This is a genomic window from Bradyrhizobium sp. KZN70725 (assembly GCF_055264925.1).
In genome coordinates, this window is the sequence record NZ_JBUYWT010000002.1 from 24688 (window position 1) to 45377 (window position 20690).

Sequence of the window (20690 nt, forward strand, 5' to 3'; positions counted from 1 at the left end):
GGGAGAGGGTTGGGGTGAGGGAATGTTTCCGCAATGAAGATGAGAGATGCGCTCGTGGAAAGTCCCCCTCACCCGGATTGCACTGACATGCAATCCGGCCTCTCCCCGCAAGCGGGGCGAGGCAAGAGAAACTCTAGCACGCCCGCAGCGCGCCGTCCTCGCGCATCATCTCGACCAGCATGCCCTCGCGCAGGCCGCGATCGGCAACGCGGAGCCGCGGCATCGGGAACGCGTTGCGGATCGCATCGAGGATCGCGCAGCCGGCGAGCACCAGATCGGCGCGCTCGACGCTGATGCAGTTGTTGTTGACGCGAGCCTCATAGCTCATGCCGAGCAGCTTCTGGATCGTCGCGGTGACGTCGCAATCGTTCATCCAGATGCCGTCGATGCGGCGGCGGTCGTAGCGCGACAGGTTGAGGAACACGCCGGCGAGCGTGGTCACGGTGCCGGAGGTGCCGAGCATGTGCATGTCGCGCAGATCCTTGCCGTGCTCGGCCGCGAACGGCGCGACGTGCCGCGCAACCTCATCGATCATTCGCGCATACATATCCCTGGTGACGTTCTTGCCGCCGAAATGTTCGGCCAGCGTGACGACGCCGAGCGGGATCGACATCCACGCCTTGATGCGTGGCGCCGCGTCGGGCGCGTTGGGGTCGCGCTCGATCCGCACCAGTTCGGTCGAGCCGCCGCCGATATCGAACAGGATGGCGCCCCGCCCCTTCGGATCGAGCAGCGGCGAGCAGCCGATCACGGCGAGCGTCGCCTCGGTCTCACGATCGATCACCTCGAGCTTGATGCCGGTCTCGGCCGCCACCCGCGCGCGGAAGCTCTCGGCATTGCCGGCGGCGCGGCAGGCCTCGGTGGCGATCAGGCGGAGCCGGCGCGCCTTGCGATAGCGAATCTTGTCGCTGCAGATGGCCAGTGCGGCAATAGCCCGCTCAATCGCGGCCTCGCTGATCGAGCCCGTGGCGGCGATGCCCTCGCCGAGCCTGATGATCCGCGAGAATGAATCGACCACGCGGAACCCGTCGCCGGTGGGACAGGCGATCAACAGCCGGCAATTGTTGGTGCCAAGGTCCAGCGCGGCGTAGACGCCACTTTCCGCCGCCGCCGCAACCAACCCTGGCGGGGCTTCGCTGGCCGGAGGGCCGTCGCAAAGCCGCACATGGTCGTTCATCAAAACTGTCTTTCCACGGGACCCCAGGGGATCCGTAGGATCCTTTAGGCCCGCCGAATAATTATCGTTCACGGAAACTTTAGCAGCGTCAAAGCCCTACGCAAACTCCGTTCACATTGGGTCCATGCCCAATCGGGCGTTGTCGTTAAGGGGGGTGTGCGTTATCTCCTCAGCGCCCCCAAACTCCAGCAAATCCGGGCATTTCAGGTCATTTTCGATGCAAGATCACACGCCGCCTGCCTCCCTCGAAAACGCTATCGCACTGCAAAAATACGGCGTCGGACAGCCTGTTCGACGAAAGGAGGACGACACCCTGGTGCGCGGCAAGGGCAAATACACCGACGATTTCTCGCTGCCCGGCCAGGCCTATTGCTGGATGGTTCGCTCCTCGCATGCCCATGGAATCATCAAGGGGGTCGATACGGCGGCCGCCAAGGCGATGCCCGGCGTGCTCGGGGTCTGGACCGGCGCCGACCTTGCGGCCGCCGGCTACAACCCCTTCACCTGCGGCCTGCCGCTGAAGAACCGCGACGGCTCGCCGCTCAAGCAGACCAACCGCCCCGCGCTGGTGACCGACAAGGTGCGCTTCGTCGGCGATCCCGTCGCCTTCGTGGTGGCGGAGACCGCGGCGCAGGCGCGCGATGCCGCCGAGGCCGTCGAGGTCGATATCGAGCCGCTGCCCGCGGTGACCGACGCAGCTGAAGCCGCCAGGCCCGGCGCGCCGCAGCTCTACGACGACATCCCCGATAACGTCGCGCTCGACTATCACTATGGCGACGCCGCCAAGATCGAGGCGGCGTTCGCCGGCGCGGCGCACATCACCAAGCTCGACATCGTCAACACCCGCGTCGCCGTGGTCTCGATGGAGCCGCGCGTCGCCCTCGCGCATTACGACAAGAAAACCGAACGCTTCACGCTGCAGGTGCCGACCCAGGGCGTCTCCGGCAACAAGGCGATCCTAGCGCGCCTGCTCAACGTGCCCGCCGACAAGGTCCGCATCCTCACCGGCAATGTCGGCGGCTCGTTCGGGATGAAGAATCTCAACTATCCCGAATACACCTGCATCGCGCATGCGGCGCGTGAGCTCGGCCGCCCGGTGAAGTGGCTGGATGAGCGTTCGACCAGCTTCCTCTCCGACAGCCAGGGCCGTGCGCAGCTGATCCACGCCGAGCTCGCGCTCGATGCCGACGGCAAGTTCCTCGCGGTGCGGCTGTCCGGCTACGGCAATCTCGGCGCCTATATCACCGGCGTCGCTCCGGGCCCGCTGTCGCTCAACACCGGCAAGAACCTCGCCAGCGTCTATCGCACGCCGCTGCTCGGCGTCGACATCAAGACGGTCCTGACCAACACCACGCTGATGGGCGCCTATCGCGGCGCCGGCCGGCCCGAGGCCAATTACTACATGGAGCGGCTGATCGATGCGGCCGCCGACGAGATGGGCATCAACCGCTTCACGCTGCGCAAGCGCAACTTCATCAAGCCGTCGCAGCTGCCGTTCCCGGCGGCGTCCGGCGTCACCTATGACAGCGGCGATTTCGCCGGTGTGTTCCAGAAGGCGCTGGAGATCTCCGACTATGAGAACTTCGCCAAGCGCAAGAAGGAGAGCAAGAAGAGCGGCAAGCTGCGCGGTATCGCCGTCGGCTCCTATCTCGAGGTCACCGCGCCGCCGAGCGGCGAGCTCGGCAAGATCAGCTTCGAGCCCGATGGCTCGGTGAAGCTCACCACCGGCACGCTGGATTACGGCCAGGGCCACGCCACGCCGTTCGCGCAGGTGCTGTCCGACCAGCTCGGCGTCCCCTTCGAGAAGATCACGCTCGAACAGGGCGACAGCGATCTCGTCCGCTTCGGCAACGGCACCGGTGGCTCGCGCTCGATCACCGCGACTGGACAGGCGATCGTCGAGGCTTCCGCGCTCGTCGTCGAGAAGGGCAAGAAGGCCGCCGCGCACATGCTGGAGGCCTCCGAGGCCGACATCGAATTCGGCGCCGGCCGCTTCACCATCGCCGGCACCGACCGCTCGATCGGCATCATGGAGCTCGCCGAGCGGATGCGCGCCGGCAAGATGCCGGAAGGCACGCCGGAGACGCTCGACGTCGATCACGCCACCAAGGAGACGGCGTCGACCTTCCCGAACGGCTGCCACGTCGCCGAGGTCGAGATCGATCCGGACACCGGCGTGACGCGGATCGTGCGCTACTCCGCGGTCAACGATTTCGGCGTCGTGGTCAATCCGATGATCGTCGCGGGCCAGCTGCACGGCGGCGTCGCGCAGGGCATCGGCCAGGCGCTGATGGAGGAAATCAGCTACGACGCCTCCGGCCAGCCGATCACCGGCTCGTTCATGGACTACGCGCTGCCGCGCGCCGGCGACGTGCCGTCGATGCTGGTCGGCGATCATCCCTCGCCGGCGAAATCCAACCCGCTCGGCACCAAGGGCTGCGGCGAGGCCGGCTGCGCCGGCAGCCTCGTCTGCATCGTCAACGCCGTGGTCGACGCGCTGTCGGAGTACGGCATCAAGCACATCAACATGCCGCTGACGCCCGAACGCGTCTGGCGCGCGATCCAGGACGCCAAGGCGAGCGCGGCATAAGGGCTCTCCTGCTCCCTCGCCCCGCTCTTGCGGGGAGAGGGCTGGGGTGAGGGACTCCATCCGGCGAGCAAGGTCGTTGTAACTGGAATTGTGCCTTGCCCCTCACCCGGATCGCATCTGCGATGCGATCCGACCTCTCCCCGTGAAGAACGGGGAGAGGTGGAAAGTTACGCCGCGGCCTGCTCGCGCGGCTGGGTGATCGCGATGTGCCAGCAATGCGCGAGCGGCACACCGTTGCCGAGCACCAGCGCGTCGAGCTCGACGAAGCGGTGGCCCTTCTTGTCGTAATTGCCCGTCACCTTGGCGCGCGCGGTCAGCTCGTCGCCGATCTTGCCCGCCGACAGCAGCTGCATGCGGGTGCCGACATGGATCCAGGGCCCGAGGATCGCATTGTCGACCAGGACCTTGTTCATCACCCGCGGCAGCAGGCCGGGATGGCCGAGACCTTCGCGCAGGTAGATCGGGTCGGTCTCCCGGATATCGGCGAGATATTCCTTCGCGGCATCACCCGACCAGTCGCGCGGGATGGTGCCGAGCCACTTGCCCTCTTCATAGGACGACGCGCTGACCGGCTTGCGCTCGGCGACAGCTGCGACCTGCTTGTAGTCGTCGAGCACGAACTTCGGCGCCGATGCCGGCAGCGACGCGGTGCCGGTCGCGCAGAGCTCGCCTCGGCTGTGGAGCTCGATCGTGAGCCCATTGCCGGTCTCCTGGCCCGTCAATTCCGCGATCTCGCCGTCATAGACCGGCTTGACGAAGCGCGCCTCGATCAGGCCGCGCGCGAGGAAATCGCGGCCCCATTTCTCAACCGGCAGGTGCATCATGTAGGCCATCACGTCGACGCCGGGCACCAGCCCGCCGGAAAAGCCGAACTTCCGCGCCACCGTGTCGTCATGGATCTTGTTCTCCGACAGTTTCGAGGTGTTGTACGCCGAGACGCGGTAGGTCAGCGAAGCCGTCTTCGAATCCATGGGGTTTCCCCTTATTTCCGTTGTTTTTCTCAGGCAATCGTAGTCGAACCGGGCAGCGTGACAAGCCTCTCGTTTTGCTCGCAATTTTCCGCCCGATGGAGTACACGCAGGCCGCGCCTGCCAACCCTGGAATCGATGACTGAAACCCCTGCTCCCACCCGCATCTATGTCGACGCCGACGCCTGCCCGGTGAAGGACGAGATCTATCGCGTCGCGATCCGGCTCGGCGTGCCCGTCAGCGTGGTCGCGGTCAATTTCATCCGCGTGCCGCAGGATCCGCTGATCGAGCGCATTGCCGCCGGTTCCGGCATGGATGCCGCCGACGACTGGATCGCGGAACGCGCGCATGAAGGCGACGTGGTGGTCACGGCGGACATTCCGCTGGCGAGCCGCTGCGTCAAGGCCGGCGCCGATGTGATCGCGCCGAACGGCAAGCCGTTCACCGAACAGTCGATCGGCATGACACTTGCGGTGCGCAATCTGATGACCGATCTGCGCTCGTCGGGCGAGATCACCGGCGGGCCGAAATCATATTCGCCGCGCGACCGCTCGACCTTCCTGTCGACGCTCGACCAGACCATCCGCCGTATCCAGCGCCGCCGCGCCGAGCAGGCGCAGGCGAGCGAGCCGGGTTAGCGCAATGGCTCCGCCTCCTCTCATCCAGCTCAAGGACATCAGCCTGACCTTCGGCGGTACGCCGCTGCTGACGGGCGTCGAGCTCTCGGTCTCCGCCGGCGAGCGCGTCTGCCTGATCGGCCGCAACGGCTCCGGCAAGTCGACCCTGCTGCGGATCGCGGCCGGCCTGGTCGAGCCTGACGCCGGCAGCCGCTTCGTACAGCCCGGCGCCACCATCCGCTATCTGCCGCAAGAGCCGGATTTCGGCGAGCACAACACGACGCTCGCCTATGTCGAGGCCGGCCTCGGCCCCGGCGACGACCACTACCAGGCCCGCTATCTGCTTGAGCAGCTCGGCCTCAGCGGCGAGGAAGATCCCGCGCTTGTCTCCGGCGGCGAGGCGCGCCGCGCGGCGCTGGCGCGCGTGCTGGCGCCCTCGCCCGATATCCTGCTGCTCGACGAGCCGACCAACCATCTCGACCTGCCGACCATCGAATGGCTCGAGGCCGAACTGGAAAGCCGGCGCTGCGCGCTGGTGCTGATCAGCCACGACCGCCGCTTCCTCACCAATCTGTCGCGCACCACGGCCTGGCTCGACCGCGGCCAGATCCGGCAGATCGAGCGCGGCTTCGGCGCCTTCGAGGCGTGGCGCGACGAGGTGCTGGCCGAGGAAGAGCGCGAGCAGCACAAGCTCGACCGCAAGATCGTCAACGAGGAGCACTGGCTGCGCTACGGCGTCTCCGGCCGCCGCAAGCGCAACGTCAAGCGGCTCGGCAATCTGCATGCGCTGCGCGACCAGCGCCGCAACTATCGCGGCGCCACCGGCAATGCCACGCTCGCCGCCGCCGAAGCCGAGAAGTCCGGCCGCCTGGTGATCGAGGCCAAGAACATCGCGAAGGCGTTCGGCGAGCGCAAGATCGTCGACGGCTTCTCGACCCGGATCCAGCGCGGCGACCGGCTCGGTATCGTCGGCCCGAACGGCGCCGGCAAGACCACATTGGTGCATCTGTTGATCGGCAACGATCCGCCCGACTCCGGTTCGGTGCGACTCGGGGCCAATATCGAGATGGCAACCCTCGACCAGCACCGCGAGAGCCTCGACCCGAAGCTGACGCTGGCTGAAGCCTTGACCGGCGGCCGCGGCGACCACGTCATGGTCGGCGACAAGTCGAAGCACGTCATCGGCTACATGAAGGATTTCCTGTTCGCGCAGGAGCAGCGCGGCACGCCGCTGGAAGCGCTCTCCGGCGGCGAGCGCGGCCGCCTGATGCTGGCGCGCGCGCTGGCCAAGCCGTCGAACCTCTTGATCCTGGACGAGCCGACCAACGACCTCGATCTCGAAACCCTCGACGTGCTCGAGGACATGCTCGGCGATTACGAAGGCACGGTGATCCTGATCAGCCACGACCGCGACTTCCTCGACCGCGTCGTGACGTCGGTGATCGTGCCCGAGGGCCAGGGCCGCTGGATCGAATATGCCGGCGGCTATTCCGACATGCTGACGCAGCGCGGCGCCGACGTGAAGCGCGAGACGGTGAAGGCGGATACCGCGACCGAAGAGAAGAAGGAAGCCAGGGCGGCAGCGCCCGAGGCAGCACCGCGGCGCCGGCTGAGCTTCAACGAGAAACACGCGCTGGAAACCTTGCCGAAGACCATCGACAAGCTGCACAACGAGATCGCCAAGCAGCAGAAGCTGCTCGACGATCCCGATCTCTATACGAAGGATCGCAAGAAATTCGACGCCGCCTCGGCCGCGATCGCAAAGGCGCAGCAAGAGCTCGCTGCCGCCGAGGACCGCTGGCTCGAGTTAGAGGTGCTGCGCGAAGAGATCGAGCAGGCATGAACACAATGATTCTTGCCGTCATTGCGAGGAGCGGAGCGACGAAGCAATCCATGCATCTGCAAACGCGGACAGATGGATTGCTTCGCTCCGCTCGCAATGACGGAAACTCTGCAATGGAGCCACCCCGATGACGACGCCCCTCGCCGCCAAGATCGCCAAGGAATACGGCACGCCCTGCGCCGTGATCGACATGGACCGGGTCGAGCGCAACATCGCACGCATCCAGAAGGCCTGCGACGAGGCCGGCGTCGCCAACCGTCCGCACATCAAGACGCACAAGAACCCGATGCTGGCGCAGCTGCAGATCAAGGCCGGCGCCAAAGGCATCACCTGCCAGAAGCTCGGCGAGGCCGAGATCATGGCGGACGCCGGCATCGACAACATCCTGATCAGCTACAATCTGCTCGGCGACGAGAAGATGGCGCGGCTCGGCGCGCTGCAAGCAAAGGCCAACGTCACCGTCGCAGCCGACAATTCCGTCGTCGTCGGCGACCTGCCGAAGGCCGCCGCCGCCTCCGGCCGCCCGCTCTCGGTCGTGGTCGAATGCGACACCGGCCGCAAGCGCGCCGGCGTCGAGACCCCGGCCGAGGCGATCGCGCTGGCGCGCGAGATCGCAGCCTCCAAGGGCCTCAGCTTCGCGGGCTTCATGCTGTATCCGACCGAGACCGGCTGGGCCGATGCGCAGAAATTCTATGACGAGGCGCTAGCCGGCGTGCGCGCCCATGGCCTCGACGCGACCATCGTCTCCACCGGCGGCACGCCGAACCTGAAGAATCTCGGCAAGCTGAAGGGCGGCACCGAGCATCGCTTCGGTACCTACATCTACAACGACCGCATGCAGGTCGCGGCCGGCGTCGCGACCTGGGACGATTGCGCGCTGCATATTTATTCCACCGTCGTCAGCCGCGCCGGCCCCGAGCGCGGCATCCTCGATGCCGGCTCCAAGACGCTGACCTCGGACACCGGCGGCCTCGAAGGCCACGGCCTGATCCTCGAACATCCGGAGGCCAGGATCGCGCGCTTCGCCGAGGAGCACGGCTTCCTCGATCTCTCCCGCAGCAACACCCGCCCCAATGTCGGCGACGTGGTGCGGATCGTGCCCAATCACGTCTGCGTCGTCGTCAACATGATGGACGAGGTCGTGATGGTGCGCGGTGACGAGATCATCGGTGCGCTGCCGGTGACGGCGCGGGGCAAGCTGCGGTAGCCGCATACACAGACCTTGTAGGATGGGTAGAGCGTAGCGAAACCCATCATGTCACTGCGGATCGAAGTTGATGGGTTTCGCTTCGCTCTACCCATCCTACGAACTCCGCATTTACTCCCGCATCAGCGCCTGCAGCTCGCGGTCCAGCGCCGCGCGAAACACCTCGATCGGCCGCGCCAGGCGGCCGGCCGGCGGGCGATGCACGATCCAGGCGCGGACTGCGGGATTGAAATCCGCGATCTTCACGGCCTTGAGCCGGCTACGGATCGGGCTTCGTTTCAGCGCCACCGGCGTCACGAGGCCGATGCCGAGCCCGCGCGCCACCAGCGACAGCCGCAGCTCGCTGTCGAGCGCCTCGACCGCGATGTTGAACGGCAGATGCGCCGCATCGAATTGACGCTTCAGCGTCTGGCGAAAGCCGCAGCCGTCCTGGTTGATCACCCATCCGGTCCGCGACAGCCATTCGAGATCGACCGACTTCGGCGTCTTCATGTCGCGCGCGACGACGAACACCACCGGCTGCGCGCCGAGATCGTCGGCCACGAGATCGTCGGGCGGCGCGGTGCCGTCAGGCAAACAGATTGCAGCGGCATCGAGCTCGTTGCGGCTGACCCGCTCCATGTGGTTGGGCGACCAGCCGGAGACGACGCGCACCGCCAGCGCCGGAAATTCGCCGCGCACCGCATCGAGCGGTCCGGTCAGCCCGGCCTCCGACAAAAACGGCGTCAGGCCGAGCCTGAACTCGCCGCGCACCACGCCGTCATTGGCGACGCCTGACTTGAGGTCGTCGAGCATGCGCAGCAGCCGGCGGCCCTGCTCATAGGCTTCGATTCCCGCCGCCGTCGGCTTCAGCGGCTTCGATAGCCGGTCGAGCAGCTGCGCGCCGAGCATCTCCTCGAGATTCTGGATCCGCCGCGTCACGCCGGGCTGGGTCAGGTTCAGCCGCGCCGAGGCCGCGACGATCGATCCGGTCTCGACCACGGCGACGAACGCCACGAGGTCATGGGTGTTCATAATAATCTCGCATATTCTTCATCATCTTATTTGAATTGTAGCATATTATCCCGATCCCCTAAAGGGGGCCTCGCCACTCCATCGCGAGGTCCCATGACCATCTCCGAAGCCACCAAACTCTCCCCGGCGCGCACCGTCGCCGTGCGTCCGCTGATCTGGATCGGCGCCATCACGACCGGCACCGTCGTCACCAATCTCTTTGCGCCGCAGATTCTCGTCGGTCTGATGGGCCGCTCGCTCGGCATGACCGCGCTAGAGGCCGGCCTGATCTCGACGTTGACCCTGCTCGGCTACGCGCTCGGGCTGCTACTGCTGGTGCCGCTGGTCGACCTCGTCGAGAACAAGCGGCTGATCCTGCGCACGCTGGCCTGCGCTATCGTCGCGGCGATCGGCACCGCGATGGCGCCGACGCCGTTGATCCTGCTGGCCGCCACCTTCATCCTCGGCGCGTCGTGCGCGGCGATCCAGATGGTGGTGCCGCTGGTTGCGTCGATGGTGCCGCCGGAGCGCCGGGGACAGGCGATCGGCGATGTGATGAGCGGCCTGATGATCGGCATCCTGCTGTCGCGGCCGATGGCGAGCCTGATCGCGGACAGCTGGAACTGGCGCGGCTACTATGTCACCTCGGCCGTGCTGATGACGGTGCTCGCCGCAGCACTGGCGCGCACCCTGCCGACGCTGCAGCCGGCGGCGAAGGTCAGCTACGGCGCGCTGCTGCGTTCGTTCCCGACACTGCTGCGCGAGGAGCCGGTGCTGCGCGTCCGGTCCTGGACCGCGGCGCTGGTGATGGCCTCGTTCACCGCGTTCTGGGCCGCCGTGGCGCTACGCCTGCCGGACGCGCCGTTCAAGCTCGACGCCAGGGGCATCGCACTGTTCGCACTGATCGGCGTTGCCGGCGCCGTCGCGACGCCGCTGGCCGGCCGCTCGGGCGACCGTGGCCTGGCACGGCCGATGCTGATCGGCTCGCACCTGCTGATATCCGCATCGCTCGCGCTGTGCGCTTGGGCCGGCGTACTGGAGTCGCGGATTGCAGCACTCGTCGCGCTGAGCCTCGGCACCATCCTGCTCGATCTCGGCATCACCACCGACCAGACGCTCGGCCGCCGCGCCGTCAACCTGCTGCGCGCCGAGGCGCGCGGCCGGATCAACGGCCTGTTCGTGGCGCTGTTCTTCATCGGCGGCGCGGTGGGCGCGGCAGCGGCGTCCGCGGCGTGGAGCTTTGGTGGTTGGACCGCGGTGTGTGCGGTGGCTGCGGCGTTCGGTGTGCTTGGATTCATCACCGACCTCGCCACGAAGACCGGCTCGGAATGAGCCTATCCCGTAGGATGGGTAGAGCGCAGCGAAACCCATCATGCTTCCGCTGGGAAAAAAGTTGATGGGTTTCGCTTCGCTCTACCCATCCTACAGAGCTACGATTTCTGCACGAGCCATCGTAACACGCCCTTCCCAGCGGCGACGCCCGTTGCAAACGACGCCTGCAACAGATAGCCGCCGGTCGGCGCCTCCCAATCGAGCATCTCGCCGGCCGCGAAAACGCCGGGCAGCCGCCGCAGCATGAAATGCGCGTCGAGTTCGTCGAACCTGATGCCGCCAGCGCTCGAGATCGCGCGTGCGATCGGTGCCACGCCGGTGATCCGGATCGGCACCGCATTGATCAGTTCGGCCAATTCGGCCGGCGGCAGCGCGGCCAGCGAACGGCCGACGGCGACGGCCGCCTCCTGCAACAGCCCGATGCCGACCGGCGAGAGCTGCGCGGCCTTGCGCAGGAAATTGGAAAGGGATTGCTTGCCCTTCGGCGCCGACAGACGCGCGACCAGTTCGTGGCGCGCGGCATCGGGCCGCAACGCCACCGTCAGTGTCGCCGTTCCCTTCGCGAGCACCGCCTCGCGCAATTCCGCCGACAGCGCATAGATGGCGCCGCCCTCGATGCCGGCGCGGGTGACGATCGCTTCGCCGCGCACCGTATGCGGACCAATCGTGAGCGCGACGCCCTTGAGCGGCTGGCCCTCGAACCGGTCGCGGAAGATATTCGACCAGGCAACCGTGAAGCCGGAATTGGCTGGCTTGATCGGCGCCATGGCAACGCCCTTTGCGGCGAGGATCTCCGCCCAAGCGCCGTCCGAGCCGAGTCGCGGCCAGCTCGCGCCGCCGAGTGCCAGCACGGTTGCATCGGCATTGACCACGCGCGGACCGCCTGAAGTCTCAAACAGCAGTCCCCCTCGCGCGTCCCATCCGGTCCAGCGATGCCGGAATGCGAATGCAACGCCCGCGGCATCGAGCCGCCGCAGCCAGGCGCGCAAGAGAGGCGATGCCTTGAACGCCTCGGGGAACACGCGGCCGCTGCTGCCGACGAAGGTCGGCTGCCCCAGCGCCTCGCTCCAGACGCGCAGTGCTTCAGGCGGAAAAGCCTCGACCGCAGCCTTCAGATGCGGCATCGCCTCGCGATAGCGCGCAAGGAAATCCGGCAGCGGTTCGGAGTGGGTGAGATTGAGCCCGCCACGGCCGGCCATCAGGAATTTGCGGCCAGCCGACGGCATCGCGTCGTAGACAGTGACTTGTGCGCCACCTTGCGCGAGCACCTCCGCCGCCATCAGGCCGGCAGGTCCGGCTCCGATGACGGCGACGCTCATGCTCAGAGCTTGATCCCGGCCCGCGCGGCGGCCTGGGCGACATACTTCTGTGTCTGCTCGAACGCGCCCTGCAGCGCCTTCGCGGTCGACATGTCGCTGATCGCGTTGAAGTGCGCGGCGACGCCGTCCGGCGTCCATTCGGACTGCGGCAGGTTGACGCCTTCGGTCTCCAGCACGCGGATCACGGCAAACGAGCCGGCGCCGGCGCCCATGATGGTGCGGGTCGGTGCGTCCTCCGAGAGCAGGAATTCGACCGCGGGCGTGATCGCTTCCGGCTTCATCAGCGCCAGCGCCTGCGGCGGCAGCAGTTCCTCGGTCATGCGGGTCGCAGCGGTCGGCGAGATGGTGTTGACCTTGATGTTGTTCTTGCGGCCCTCTTCGGCGAGCACGTTCATCAGGCCGACCATGCCGGCCTTCGCCGCGCCGTAATTGGCCTGGCCGAAATTGCCGAACAGGCCGGACGACGACGTCGTCAGCACGATGCGGCCGTAATTGCGCTCGCGCATGCCGGCCCACACCGCCTTGCAGCAGAAGAAGGTGCCGGTGAGATGCACGTCGAGCACCTTGGCCCAGTCGGCGACCTCGAGCTTGGTGAACGACTTGTCGCGCAGGATGCCGGCATTGGCGCACAGGAGATCGACGCTGCCCCACTCCTTGGTGGCGCGCTCGACCATCGCGGTGACCTGCTCGAAGTTCGAGACGTCGGCGCCGTCGGCCATCGCGGTGCCGCCGGCTTTCCGGATCTCCTCGACCACGGTCTCGGCCGGCGACAGCGACCCACCGGTGCCGTCGCGCGCGCCGCCGAAATCGTTGACCACCACCTTGGCGCCGCGGCTGGCGAGCCCCAGCGCATGCGCCCGTCCGAGACCATTGCCCGCGCCGGTGACGATAGCGACGCGTCCGTCAAACCTGATTGCCATGCCGTAAATTCCTGTTCTTCCCTTCTCCCCTTGTGGGAGAAGGTGGCGCGCGCCAGCGCGCCGGATGAGGGGTCTGTCTCCGCGAGCTCAAGCGAGAGTCTTTGCGTGGAGACAGACCCCTCACCCGGCTTCGCGTGCCGCGAAGCCACCCTCTCCCACAGGGGGAGAGGGTGGAGACGCTCGCGATTGGCAGCTTTTGAGCAGCGATGGATGGCCGGGTCAAGCCCGGCCGAGACTGGCCAGGCGGCCACCGGGCGCGCTAGACCGAAGGGGTCATCGACCCGCAGGGTTTCAGGCTTTTGAGCACATGCCCGCTCCAGCACTCGTGATGCTCTTGAGCGTAGCTAATCGCACCGATCACAATCAAAGCGACTACGACAATTCCGGCGACGATGTTTTGCACCATGGCTGCCACTCCCGGGACCGCACCGCCTAAAGCGGGCATCATGGACACCGGGGAACACAGCCGTCAATGCGCTACATGGGCCAGAGCAGCGCACCGCCTGAAAAACAGATTGAGGTGGCTCGCTGCACCTCCCCGCTTGCGGGAGAGGTGCACAACCCTTCGCGGTTGCAACACAACCGTGTCTTGTGATCCTCAGCTGAAATAGATCAGGCCGAGCCAGTCGGCGACCAGCGCGGGCTTTTCCTCGCCCTCGATCTCGACCGTGACGTTGGTGCGCGACAACAACTCCTTCGGCTTGCGCAGCGTGGCTTCGGCCAGCACGAAGCGGCCGCGGACGCGTTTTCCGGAGCGCACCGGCGAGATGAAGCGCAGCTTGTCGAAGCCGTAATTGACGCCCATCGCGGTGCCCTCGAGCACCGGCATCACCTCGTAGGACATGATCGACATCAGCGACATCGTCAGGAAGCCATGCGCGATCGTGGTGCCGAAGGCGGTCTCCTTCCTGGCGCGCTCGGGATCGACATGGATGAACTGGTGATCCTCGATCACGTCGGCATAGGTGTCGATGCGGCCCTGATCGAGCAGGTGCCACGAGGACACGCCGATCTCCTTGCCGACCATGCCCTGGTAGGTTTCCAGCGACACCGGCGGCTTCTTCCAGACTTCGTTCATTGGCTAACCTCTGCTAACCGGAGGTCCGCACCTTCTGCAGCTCCGGAAATTCTTCCTCGCGGAACTCGATCCCGCGCAACGCATCGCTTCTGACATCGTCGTGTTCGAGCCGGCGCAACTGCACGCGACGGATTTTTCCAGAAATCGTCTTCGGCAGTTCGGTGACCAGCTCGATCTTGCGAATGCGTTTAAACGGTGCGAGCCGCGTGTGCAAATGTTTGAAGATCGACAGCGCGGTCTCCGGCGTTCGTTCGACGCCTGATACCAGCAGCACATAGGCCTTCGGGACCGCCAGCCGGATCGGGTCCGGGCTCGGCACCACGGCGGCTTCGGCCACCGCGTCATGCTCCAGCAGCACGCTCTCCAGCTCGAACGGCGAGATCCGGTAGTCGGAGGATTTGAACACGTCGTCGGTGCGGCCGACGAAGGTGAGATAACCCTCGTCATCGGTGAACACGACGTCGCCGCTGCGATAGATCTCGCCGTCGGTGCCGATCAGCTTGCCGTCGTCGCCCTGATAGCCCTGCATCAGGCCCGCCGGCCGGTCTGCGCCGAGCAGCAAGGTCACCTCGCCTTCCTTCGCGGCGTGGCCGTCATTGTCGGTGACCTGCACGCGATAGCCCGGTAGCGGCCGGCCCATTGAGCCGACCTTGACCTCCTGTCCCGGCGAGTTGCCGGCCAGCGCGGTGGTTTCGGTCTGGCCGTAGCCGTCGCGGATGGTCAGCCCCCAGGCCGATTTGACCTGGTCGATGATCTCCGGATTGAGCGGTTCGCCGGCGCCGCACACCTCGCGCAGCGAGACCTTGAAGCTTGCGAGCTCTTCCTGGATGAACAACCGCCACACCGTGGGCGGCGCGCACAGCGTGGTCACCCCGCAGCGGCCGATGATCGAGAGCAGTCCCTTCGCCTCGAAGCGTGGCTGATTCGCGATAAAGATCGTTGCGCCGGCATTCCACGGCGCGAAGAAGCAGCTCCAGGCATGCTTGGCCCAGCCGGGCGAGGAGATGTTGAGATGGATGTCGCCGGGCTGCAGGCCGATCCAGTACATGGTCGAGAGATGGCCGACCGGATAGCTGCGCTGGCTGTGCCGCACCAGCTTCGGCTTTGCCGTGGTGCCCGAGGTGAAATAGAGCAGCATCGGATCGTCGGCCTTGGTCGGGCCATCGGGCGTGAACGCCTCGGGCGCCTTCGCCGCATCCTCGAACGGCAGCCAGCCGTCCTGCGGCTGCGTCGCGCCGACCACGATACGGGCGAGCTTGTCGCTGCCGAGGCCGACGAACTTCGCGACCTGATCCTGCGTGGCGACCACCGCCCTCGCCTTGCCGCGGTCGAGCCGGTCGCGCAATTCATCCGCGGTCAAGAGCGTGGTGGCGGGGATCACGACGACGCCGAGCTTCATCGCCGCCAGCATGGTCTCCCACAGCGGCACGACATTGCCGAGCAGCAGCAACAGATGATCGCCGCGCTTCAGCCCCTGCGCGCGCAGGAAATTTGCAACCTGGCTTGAGCGGCGCGACAGCTCAGCGAAGGAAAGCTTGGTCTCGTTGCCGCTGGCGGCATCGACGATCCACAGCGCCGGCCGGTCGCGGCTGTCAAGATTTCGCGCCAGTTCGGCATCGAACCAATCGAGCGCCCAGTTGAACGGCACCGGATCGGGCCAGCGAAATCCCTTCACCGCGGCGTCGTAGTCGGTGCGGTGCTTGAGCAGAAAGGCGCGTGCGCCCTGAAATGTGGTCATCCGGCTTCACCACGTATTCTGTCGTCATCCTGAGGAGCCGCGCATTGCGCGGCGTCTCGAAGGATGGCCACGGACACCATCTTTCCATCCTTCGAGGCTCGCTCCGCTCGCATCTCAGGATGACGGCGATTTACTTCGGGGCAAGGGCCCTAACGTGCTGGATAATTCCGGAAAAGTCGACCCCGCCGTGGCCCGACGCGTCGAAGGTCTTATAGATCTCCTGCGCGTGCTTGCCGAGCGGCGTGACCGCGCCGGCGGCATTGGCGGCGTCCTGCGCCAGGGTCAGGTCCTTGACCATCAGGTTCGAAGCAAAACCCGGCTTGTAATCGTTGTTGGCCGGCGAGGTCGGCACCGGGCCGGGAACCGGGCAATAGGTCGTCAGCGACCAGCACTGTCCCGACGAGGTCGAGGCGACGTCGAACAGCGCCTGGTGCGACAGGCCGAGCTTTTCGGCGAGCACGAAAGCCTCGCCGACCGCGATCATGGAAATACCGAGGATCATATTATTGCAGATCTTGGCTGCCTGCCCTGCACCGCCCGCGCCGCAATGCACGATCTTCTTGCCCATGTTTGCCAACATCGGCTGGGCCGCCGCGAATGCCTTCGGCTCGCCGCCGCACATGAAGGTCAGCGTCGCGCCCTTGGCGCCACCGGTGCCGCCGGAGACCGGCGCGTCGACCGAGGCCATGCCGTGCTTGGCAGCCAGCACATGCGCCTGCTTTGCGCTTTCGACGTCGATGGTCGAGCAGTCGATGATCAGCGCGCCGTTGGCCATCGCGGGCAGCACCTCGTTCCAGACGCCGAGCACGTGCTTGCCGGCCGGCAGCATGGTGATGACGACATCGGCGCCCTTCACCGCAGCAACGCTGCTCTCGGCGATCGCGGCGCCGTCACTCCTGGCCTGATCGCGAGACGCTGCGACCAGATCGAACGCGGTCACCTTGTGGCCGGCCTTGACCAGATTGGCGGCCATCGGCCCGCCCATATTGCCGAGCCCGATGAATGCGACGTTTGCCATGGGAAGTCCTCCGCTTGCGACGTTTCTATTTGCTGTCGGGAAATTTCAATTCGTCAGCGCCGATCTCGGCGAAGTAAGGCGTGAGCATCTCCGGCGTCACCTGTTCGATCCGGGCCGGCGACCATGTCGGATTGCGATCCTTGTCGATGACGGCTGCGCGCACGCCCTCGCGGAAATCGTCGCTGGCGAACACCTCGAGCGCGGCGCGATATTCGCGCTTCAGGCACTCTTCCAGCGTCGCGGTCGCGCGCGCCAGCCGCAGCAGTTTCAGCGTCACCACCATGCCGCGCGGCGACTTCTCACCGAGCGTCTTCAGCGTGGCCTGCGCCAGGTCGGAGCCGTCGGCCCTCAGCGCGGCGACGACGTCCTCCATCCGGCCGTGTGCGAACCAGCCGTCGATTTTGGCCTGCATCGCGGCGACAGGGCCAGCCGTCTCGCTAGTGGCGAAGCCTCCGATCAGCCGGTCGATCTCGGCCGAACTCGTACCCGGCGTAACCTTGGTCAGCGCATCGCGCAGCGCCGGCAGCTTTGCGCTCGGCACCACGGCGTCGGCGAATTTGGCGTAGATCGCATCGGGTCCGTTCATGGTGGTGCCGGTGAGCCCGAAATAGGTGCCGATCTCACCCGGCGAGCGCGACAGCAGATAGGTGCCGCCGACATCGGGGAAGAAACCGAGGCCGACCTCGGGCATCGCGAGCTTGGTCCGCTCCGTCACCACGCGGTGGCGGCTATGCGCCGACAGCCCGACGCCGCCGCCCATCACGATGCCGTCCATGAAGGCGACATAGGGCTTTGGGAACTTCTTGATCCGCGCGTTGAGGATGTATTCGTCGCGCCACAGGATCTTGCCGAGATCGCCCTTGACCTTCGAGCTCTCCCAGAGCGCGCGGATGTCGCCGCCGGCGCACAGGCCACGCTCGCCCGCGCCCTCCAGCACGATGACAGCGACATCGGGATCGGCCTCGAACGCATCGAGCGCCCTGTCGATGTCGTGGAACATCTCCAGCGTCACGGCATTGATCGCCTTCGGCCGGTTGAGCCGGATAATGCCGGCAGAACCTTCCTTGCGCGCGATCAGGTCGCCCTCGGCTGCTGCCGCATCATTCATCGCGCGCCCTCGATCAACTTGCGCGACACGATCAGCCGCATGATTTCATTGGTGCCTTCGAGGATCTGGTGCACGCGCAGATCGCGCACGATCTTCTCGACGCCGTATTCGCTGAGGTAGCCGTAGCCACCATGCAGCTGCAGCGCCTGGTTGGCGACCTCGAAGCCGACATCGGTGCCAAACCGTTTTGCCATCGCGCACAGCATGGAAGCGTCCGGATCCTTGCGGTCGAGCGCGGCGGCCGCCCGCCACAGGAAGGTGCGTGCGGCTTCCAGCTCGGTCGCCATGTCGGCGATCTTGAATTGCAGCGCCTGGAATTCGTCGAGGCGTTTGCCGAATGCCTTGCGGTCCTTCATGTAGGCCAACGCCTTGTCGAGCGCCGCCTGCGCGCCGCCGAGCGAGCACGCCGCGATGTTGAGGCGGCCGCCGTCGAGGCCGGCCATCGCGATCTTGAAGCCGATGCCCTCCTCCCCGAGCCGGTTCGCGACCGGCACGCGCGCGTTCTCGAACATCACAGCGCGGGTCGGCTGCGCATTCCAGCCCATCTTGCGCTCGTTAGCGCCGAACGACACGCCCGGCGTCTTGCCGTCGATCACCAGCGTCGAGACGCCGCCCGGACCGTCGCCGCCGGTGCGCACCATCGCCACCAGCAGGTCGGTGCTGCCGGCGCCGGAGATGAACTGCTTCTGGCCGTTGAGCACGTAATGATCGCCGTCGCGCACCGCGCGGGTGCGCAGCGCGGCCGCGTCGGAGCCGGCGCCCGGCTCGGTCAGGCAGTAGCTCGCGATCAGCTCCATGGTGCAGAGCTTCGGCAGCCATGTGTGGCGCTGGATGTCGTTGCCGTAGGCATCGATCATCCAGGACGCCATGTTGTGGATCGAGATGAAGGCCGACGTGGTCGGGCACCCCGTCGCCAGCGCCTCGAAGATCAGCGCCGCGTCGAACCGCGTCATCGCCGAGCCGCCGACATCGTCCTTGATATAGATGCCGCCGATGCCGAGGCCTGCCGCCTCGCGCATCACGTCGACTGGAAAGTGCTTTGTCTCGTCCCATTCGAGCGCGTGCGGCGCGATCTTCTCCGCCGCAAACGCCCGCGCCATGTCGCGAACCGCGATCTGGTCCTCGTTGAGAGCGAACTGCATCTCGCCGCCTAGCCCTGAAGGTTACCCCACCGTCATTGCGAGGAGCGAAGCGACGAAGCAATCCATTCTTCCACGCGGGGGATAGATGGATTGCTTCGCTGCGCTCGCAATGACGTTCCCGGAAATCACTTCATCGTCGGGATCGAGAACTCCGCGCCTTCCTTGACGCCGGACGGCCAGCGCGAGGTCACCGTCTTGGTCTTGGTGTAGAAGCGGATCGAGTCCGGACCGTGCTGGTTGAGGTCGCCGAAGCCGGACTTCTTCCAGCCGCCGAAGGTGTAATAGGCGATCGGCACCGGGATCGGCACGTTGATGCCGACCATGCCGACATTGACCTTGGCGGCGAAGTCGCGCGCGGCGTCGCCGTCGCGGGTGAAGATCGCGACACCGTTGCCGTAGTCATGGTCGGACGGCAGCGCCAGCGCCTCGTGATAGTCGTGGGCGCGCACCACCGAGAGCACCGGGCCGAAGATCTCTTCCTTGTAGATCCGCATGTCCTTGGTGACGTTGTCGAACAGCGAACCGCCGAGATAGAAGCCCTTCTCGTAGCCCTGCATCTTGAAGCCGCGGCCGTCGACCGCGAGCGTCGCGCCTTCCTTGATGCCGATGTCGATGTAGCTCTTGACCTTCTCGACCGCCTCGCGGGTCACCAGCGGGCCGTAATCGGCCGACGGATCGACCGAGGTGCCGATCTTGAGCGACTCGACGCGCGGGATCAGCTTCTCCATCAGGCGGTCGGCGGTGGTCTTGCCGACCGGCACCGCGACCGAGACGGCCATGCAGCGCTCACCGGCGGAGCCGTAGCCGGCGCCGATCAGCGCATCGACCGTCTGGTCCATGTCGGCATCCGGCATCACGATGGCGTGGTTCTTGGCGCCGCCGAAGCACTGGCAGCGCTTGCCGGTCTGCGCGGCGCGCTCGTAGATGTACTGCGCGATCGGGGTCGAGCCGACGAAGCCGATCGCCTTGATATCGGGATCGTCCAGGATGGCGTCGACTGCCTCCTTGTCGCCGTTGACGACGTTGAGGATGCCGGCCGGCAGGCCCGCCTCGATCATCAATTCGGCGAGCATCATCGGCACGCCGGGATCGCGCTCCGACGGCTTGAGGATGAAGGCGTTGCCGCAGGCGATCGCCGGCGCGAACTTCCACATCGGGATCATCGCCGGGAAGTTGAACGGCGTGATGCCGGCGACCACGCCAAGCGGTTGGCGCATCGAATAGATGTCGATGCCGGGGCCGGCGCCCTCGGTGTACTCGCCCTTCATCAGATGCGGGATGCCGCAGGCAAACTCGGCGACCTCGAGGCCGCGCTGGATGTCGCCCTTGGCGTCGGGAACGGTCTTGCCGTGCTCGCGCGCCAGCAGCTCGGCGAGCTTGTCGTAGTCGCGCTGCACCAGCTCGAGGAACCGCATCATGACGCGGGCGCGGCGCTGCGGGTTGGTGGCGGCCCATTCCGGCTGCGCAGCCTTGGCGTTCTCGACCGCGGCGCGGAGCTCGGCCTTGGAGGCCAGCGCCACCTTGGCCTGGACCTCGCCGGTCATCGGCTCGAAGACGTCAGCCGTGCGGCCCGACGTGCCCTTGACCTCCTTGCCACCGATGAAATGTCCGATTGAGCGCATGGAAAAACCTCCCTGAA

The 20690-nt window shown here is 66.3% G+C and carries 17 protein-coding genes; 5 read left to right on the top strand and 12 right to left on the bottom strand.

All coding sequences use genetic code 11. The features are described 5' to 3' along the window. Positions 1 to 133 precede the first annotated feature (133 nt). Entirely contained in the window at positions 134 to 1177 is a 1044-nt protein-coding gene (locus ACZBJS_RS02025) for a Ppx/GppA phosphatase family protein (RefSeq protein ID WP_082653981.1), read from the bottom strand. A 217-nt stretch (positions 1178 to 1394) separates the two neighbouring features. Here ACZBJS_RS02025 and ACZBJS_RS02030 point away from each other — a divergent pair, with 217 nt between their 5' ends. After that, the gene (locus ACZBJS_RS02030) at positions 1395 to 3767 is read left to right on the top strand and encodes a xanthine dehydrogenase family protein molybdopterin-binding subunit (RefSeq protein ID WP_316396971.1); all 2373 of its coding nucleotides are present in this window, start codon (positions 1395 to 1397) and stop codon (positions 3765 to 3767) included. 167 nt (positions 3768 to 3934) lie between these two features. On the opposite strand, the gene ACZBJS_RS02035 is transcribed toward ACZBJS_RS02030, so the two are convergent. Continuing rightward, positions 3935 to 4738, bottom strand: a complete 804-nt coding sequence (locus tag ACZBJS_RS02035; protein WP_137479678.1) for a hotdog family protein — start codon at positions 4736 to 4738, stop codon at positions 3935 to 3937. Positions 4739 to 4873: 135 nt separating this feature from the next. Here ACZBJS_RS02035 and ACZBJS_RS02040 point away from each other — a divergent pair, with 135 nt between their 5' ends. The 3 genes from ACZBJS_RS02040 to ACZBJS_RS02050 all read left to right on the top strand — a co-directional run bounded on the left by ACZBJS_RS02040 (position 4874) and on the right by ACZBJS_RS02050 (position 8403). Continuing rightward, complete coding sequence (locus ACZBJS_RS02040) at positions 4874 to 5374, top strand: YaiI/YqxD family protein (RefSeq protein WP_253587102.1); 501 nt, start codon at positions 4874 to 4876, stop codon at positions 5372 to 5374. Between the two features lie 4 nt (positions 5375 to 5378). After that, positions 5379 to 7196: an ABC-F family ATP-binding cassette domain-containing protein gene (locus ACZBJS_RS02045; RefSeq protein WP_316396972.1), complete on the top strand. Its 1818-nt coding sequence runs from the start codon at positions 5379 to 5381 to the stop codon at positions 7194 to 7196. Positions 7197 to 7323: 127 nt separating this feature from the next. Further along, a complete protein-coding gene (locus ACZBJS_RS02050) occupies positions 7324 to 8403 on the top strand; it encodes a D-TA family PLP-dependent enzyme (RefSeq protein ID WP_076826591.1) in 1080 nt (359 codons plus the stop codon). A 111-nt stretch (positions 8404 to 8514) separates the two neighbouring features. Here ACZBJS_RS02050 and ACZBJS_RS02055 read toward each other — a convergent pair whose 3' ends face one another. Continuing rightward, on the bottom strand, positions 8515 to 9417 hold the full coding sequence (locus tag ACZBJS_RS02055; protein WP_057019769.1) for a LysR family transcriptional regulator: 903 nt from the start codon (positions 9415 to 9417) through the stop codon (positions 8515 to 8517). 93 nt (positions 9418 to 9510) lie between these two features. Between ACZBJS_RS02055 and ACZBJS_RS02060 the strand changes: the two genes are divergently transcribed. Then, complete coding sequence (locus ACZBJS_RS02060; RefSeq protein WP_316396973.1) at positions 9511 to 10728, top strand: MFS transporter; 1218 nt, start codon at positions 9511 to 9513, stop codon at positions 10726 to 10728. Between the two features lie 98 nt (positions 10729 to 10826). Here the strand turns inward: ACZBJS_RS02060 and ACZBJS_RS02065 are convergent, their stop codons facing one another. The 9 genes from ACZBJS_RS02065 to ACZBJS_RS02105 form a co-directional block, all read right to left on the bottom strand. Next, positions 10827 to 12047, bottom strand: a complete 1221-nt coding sequence (locus ACZBJS_RS02065) for a BaiN/RdsA family NAD(P)/FAD-dependent oxidoreductase (protein WP_316396974.1) — start codon at positions 12045 to 12047, stop codon at positions 10827 to 10829. Between the two features lie 2 nt (positions 12048 to 12049). Beyond that, positions 12050 to 12967, bottom strand: coding sequence for an SDR family NAD(P)-dependent oxidoreductase (locus ACZBJS_RS02070; protein WP_057019767.1), 918 nt, complete (start codon positions 12965 to 12967; stop codon positions 12050 to 12052). Between the two features lie 259 nt (positions 12968 to 13226). Beyond that, positions 13227 to 13373, bottom strand: coding sequence for a hypothetical protein (locus ACZBJS_RS02075; protein WP_229191194.1), 147 nt, complete (start codon positions 13371 to 13373; stop codon positions 13227 to 13229). 192 nt (positions 13374 to 13565) lie between these two features. Then, the gene (locus tag ACZBJS_RS02080) at positions 13566 to 14045 is read right to left on the bottom strand and encodes a MaoC family dehydratase (protein WP_016846543.1); all 480 of its coding nucleotides are present in this window, start codon (positions 14043 to 14045) and stop codon (positions 13566 to 13568) included. A 13-nt stretch (positions 14046 to 14058) separates the two neighbouring features. Further along, positions 14059 to 15783, bottom strand: coding sequence for an AMP-binding protein (locus ACZBJS_RS02085; protein WP_316396975.1), 1725 nt, complete (start codon positions 15781 to 15783; stop codon positions 14059 to 14061). Between the two features lie 130 nt (positions 15784 to 15913). After that, on the bottom strand, positions 15914 to 16801 hold the full coding sequence (gene mmsB / locus ACZBJS_RS02090; RefSeq protein WP_076826580.1) for a 3-hydroxyisobutyrate dehydrogenase: 888 nt from the start codon (positions 16799 to 16801) through the stop codon (positions 15914 to 15916). Positions 16802 to 16826: 25 nt separating this feature from the next. Then, positions 16827 to 17909, bottom strand: a complete 1083-nt coding sequence (locus ACZBJS_RS02095) for an enoyl-CoA hydratase/isomerase family protein (RefSeq protein ID WP_316396976.1) — start codon at positions 17907 to 17909, stop codon at positions 16827 to 16829. Then, a complete protein-coding gene (locus tag ACZBJS_RS02100) occupies positions 17906 to 19051 on the bottom strand; it encodes an isobutyryl-CoA dehydrogenase (RefSeq protein WP_229191190.1) in 1146 nt (381 codons plus the stop codon). Before ACZBJS_RS02100 ends, ACZBJS_RS02095 begins: the two co-directional genes overlap by 4 nt. Before the next feature lie 125 nt (positions 19052 to 19176). Then, complete coding sequence (locus ACZBJS_RS02105; protein WP_057020030.1) at positions 19177 to 20673, bottom strand: CoA-acylating methylmalonate-semialdehyde dehydrogenase; 1497 nt, start codon at positions 20671 to 20673, stop codon at positions 19177 to 19179. Positions 20674 to 20690 lie beyond the last annotated feature (17 nt).

Excerpts from the sequence above, each read along its gene's own strand:
- ACZBJS_RS02025 (WP_082653981.1), bottom strand. The coding sequence starts at position 1,177 with ATGAACGACCATGTGCGGCTTTGCGACGGCCCTCCGGCCAGCGAAGCC.
- ACZBJS_RS02030 (WP_316396971.1), top strand. The coding sequence starts at position 1,395 with ATGCAAGATCACACGCCGCCTGCCTCCCTCGAAAACGCTATCGCACTG.
- ACZBJS_RS02035 (WP_137479678.1), bottom strand. The coding sequence starts at position 4,738 with ATGGATTCGAAGACGGCTTCGCTGACCTACCGCGTCTCGGCGTACAAC.
- ACZBJS_RS02040 (WP_253587102.1), top strand. The coding sequence starts at position 4,874 with ATGACTGAAACCCCTGCTCCCACCCGCATCTATGTCGACGCCGACGCC.
- ACZBJS_RS02045 (WP_316396972.1), top strand. The coding sequence starts at position 5,379 with ATGGCTCCGCCTCCTCTCATCCAGCTCAAGGACATCAGCCTGACCTTC.
- ACZBJS_RS02050 (WP_076826591.1), top strand. The coding sequence starts at position 7,324 with ATGACGACGCCCCTCGCCGCCAAGATCGCCAAGGAATACGGCACGCCC.
- ACZBJS_RS02055 (WP_057019769.1), bottom strand. The coding sequence starts at position 9,417 with ATGAACACCCATGACCTCGTGGCGTTCGTCGCCGTGGTCGAGACCGGA.
- ACZBJS_RS02060 (WP_316396973.1), top strand. The coding sequence starts at position 9,511 with ATGACCATCTCCGAAGCCACCAAACTCTCCCCGGCGCGCACCGTCGCC.
- ACZBJS_RS02065 (WP_316396974.1), bottom strand. The coding sequence starts at position 12,047 with ATGAGCGTCGCCGTCATCGGAGCCGGACCTGCCGGCCTGATGGCGGCG.
- ACZBJS_RS02070 (WP_057019767.1), bottom strand. The coding sequence starts at position 12,967 with ATGGCAATCAGGTTTGACGGACGCGTCGCTATCGTCACCGGCGCGGGC.
- ACZBJS_RS02075 (WP_229191194.1), bottom strand. The coding sequence starts at position 13,373 with ATGGTGCAAAACATCGTCGCCGGAATTGTCGTAGTCGCTTTGATTGTG.
- ACZBJS_RS02080 (WP_016846543.1), bottom strand. The coding sequence starts at position 14,045 with ATGAACGAAGTCTGGAAGAAGCCGCCGGTGTCGCTGGAAACCTACCAG.
- ACZBJS_RS02085 (WP_316396975.1), bottom strand. The coding sequence starts at position 15,783 with ATGACCACATTTCAGGGCGCACGCGCCTTTCTGCTCAAGCACCGCACC.
- mmsB (WP_076826580.1), bottom strand. The coding sequence starts at position 16,801 with ATGGCAAACGTCGCATTCATCGGGCTCGGCAATATGGGCGGGCCGATG.
- ACZBJS_RS02095 (WP_316396976.1), bottom strand. The coding sequence starts at position 17,909 with ATGAATGATGCGGCAGCAGCCGAGGGCGACCTGATCGCGCGCAAGGAA.
- ACZBJS_RS02100 (WP_229191190.1), bottom strand. The coding sequence starts at position 19,051 with ATGCAGTTCGCTCTCAACGAGGACCAGATCGCGGTTCGCGACATGGCG.
- ACZBJS_RS02105 (WP_057020030.1), bottom strand. The coding sequence starts at position 20,673 with ATGCGCTCAATCGGACATTTCATCGGTGGCAAGGAGGTCAAGGGCACG.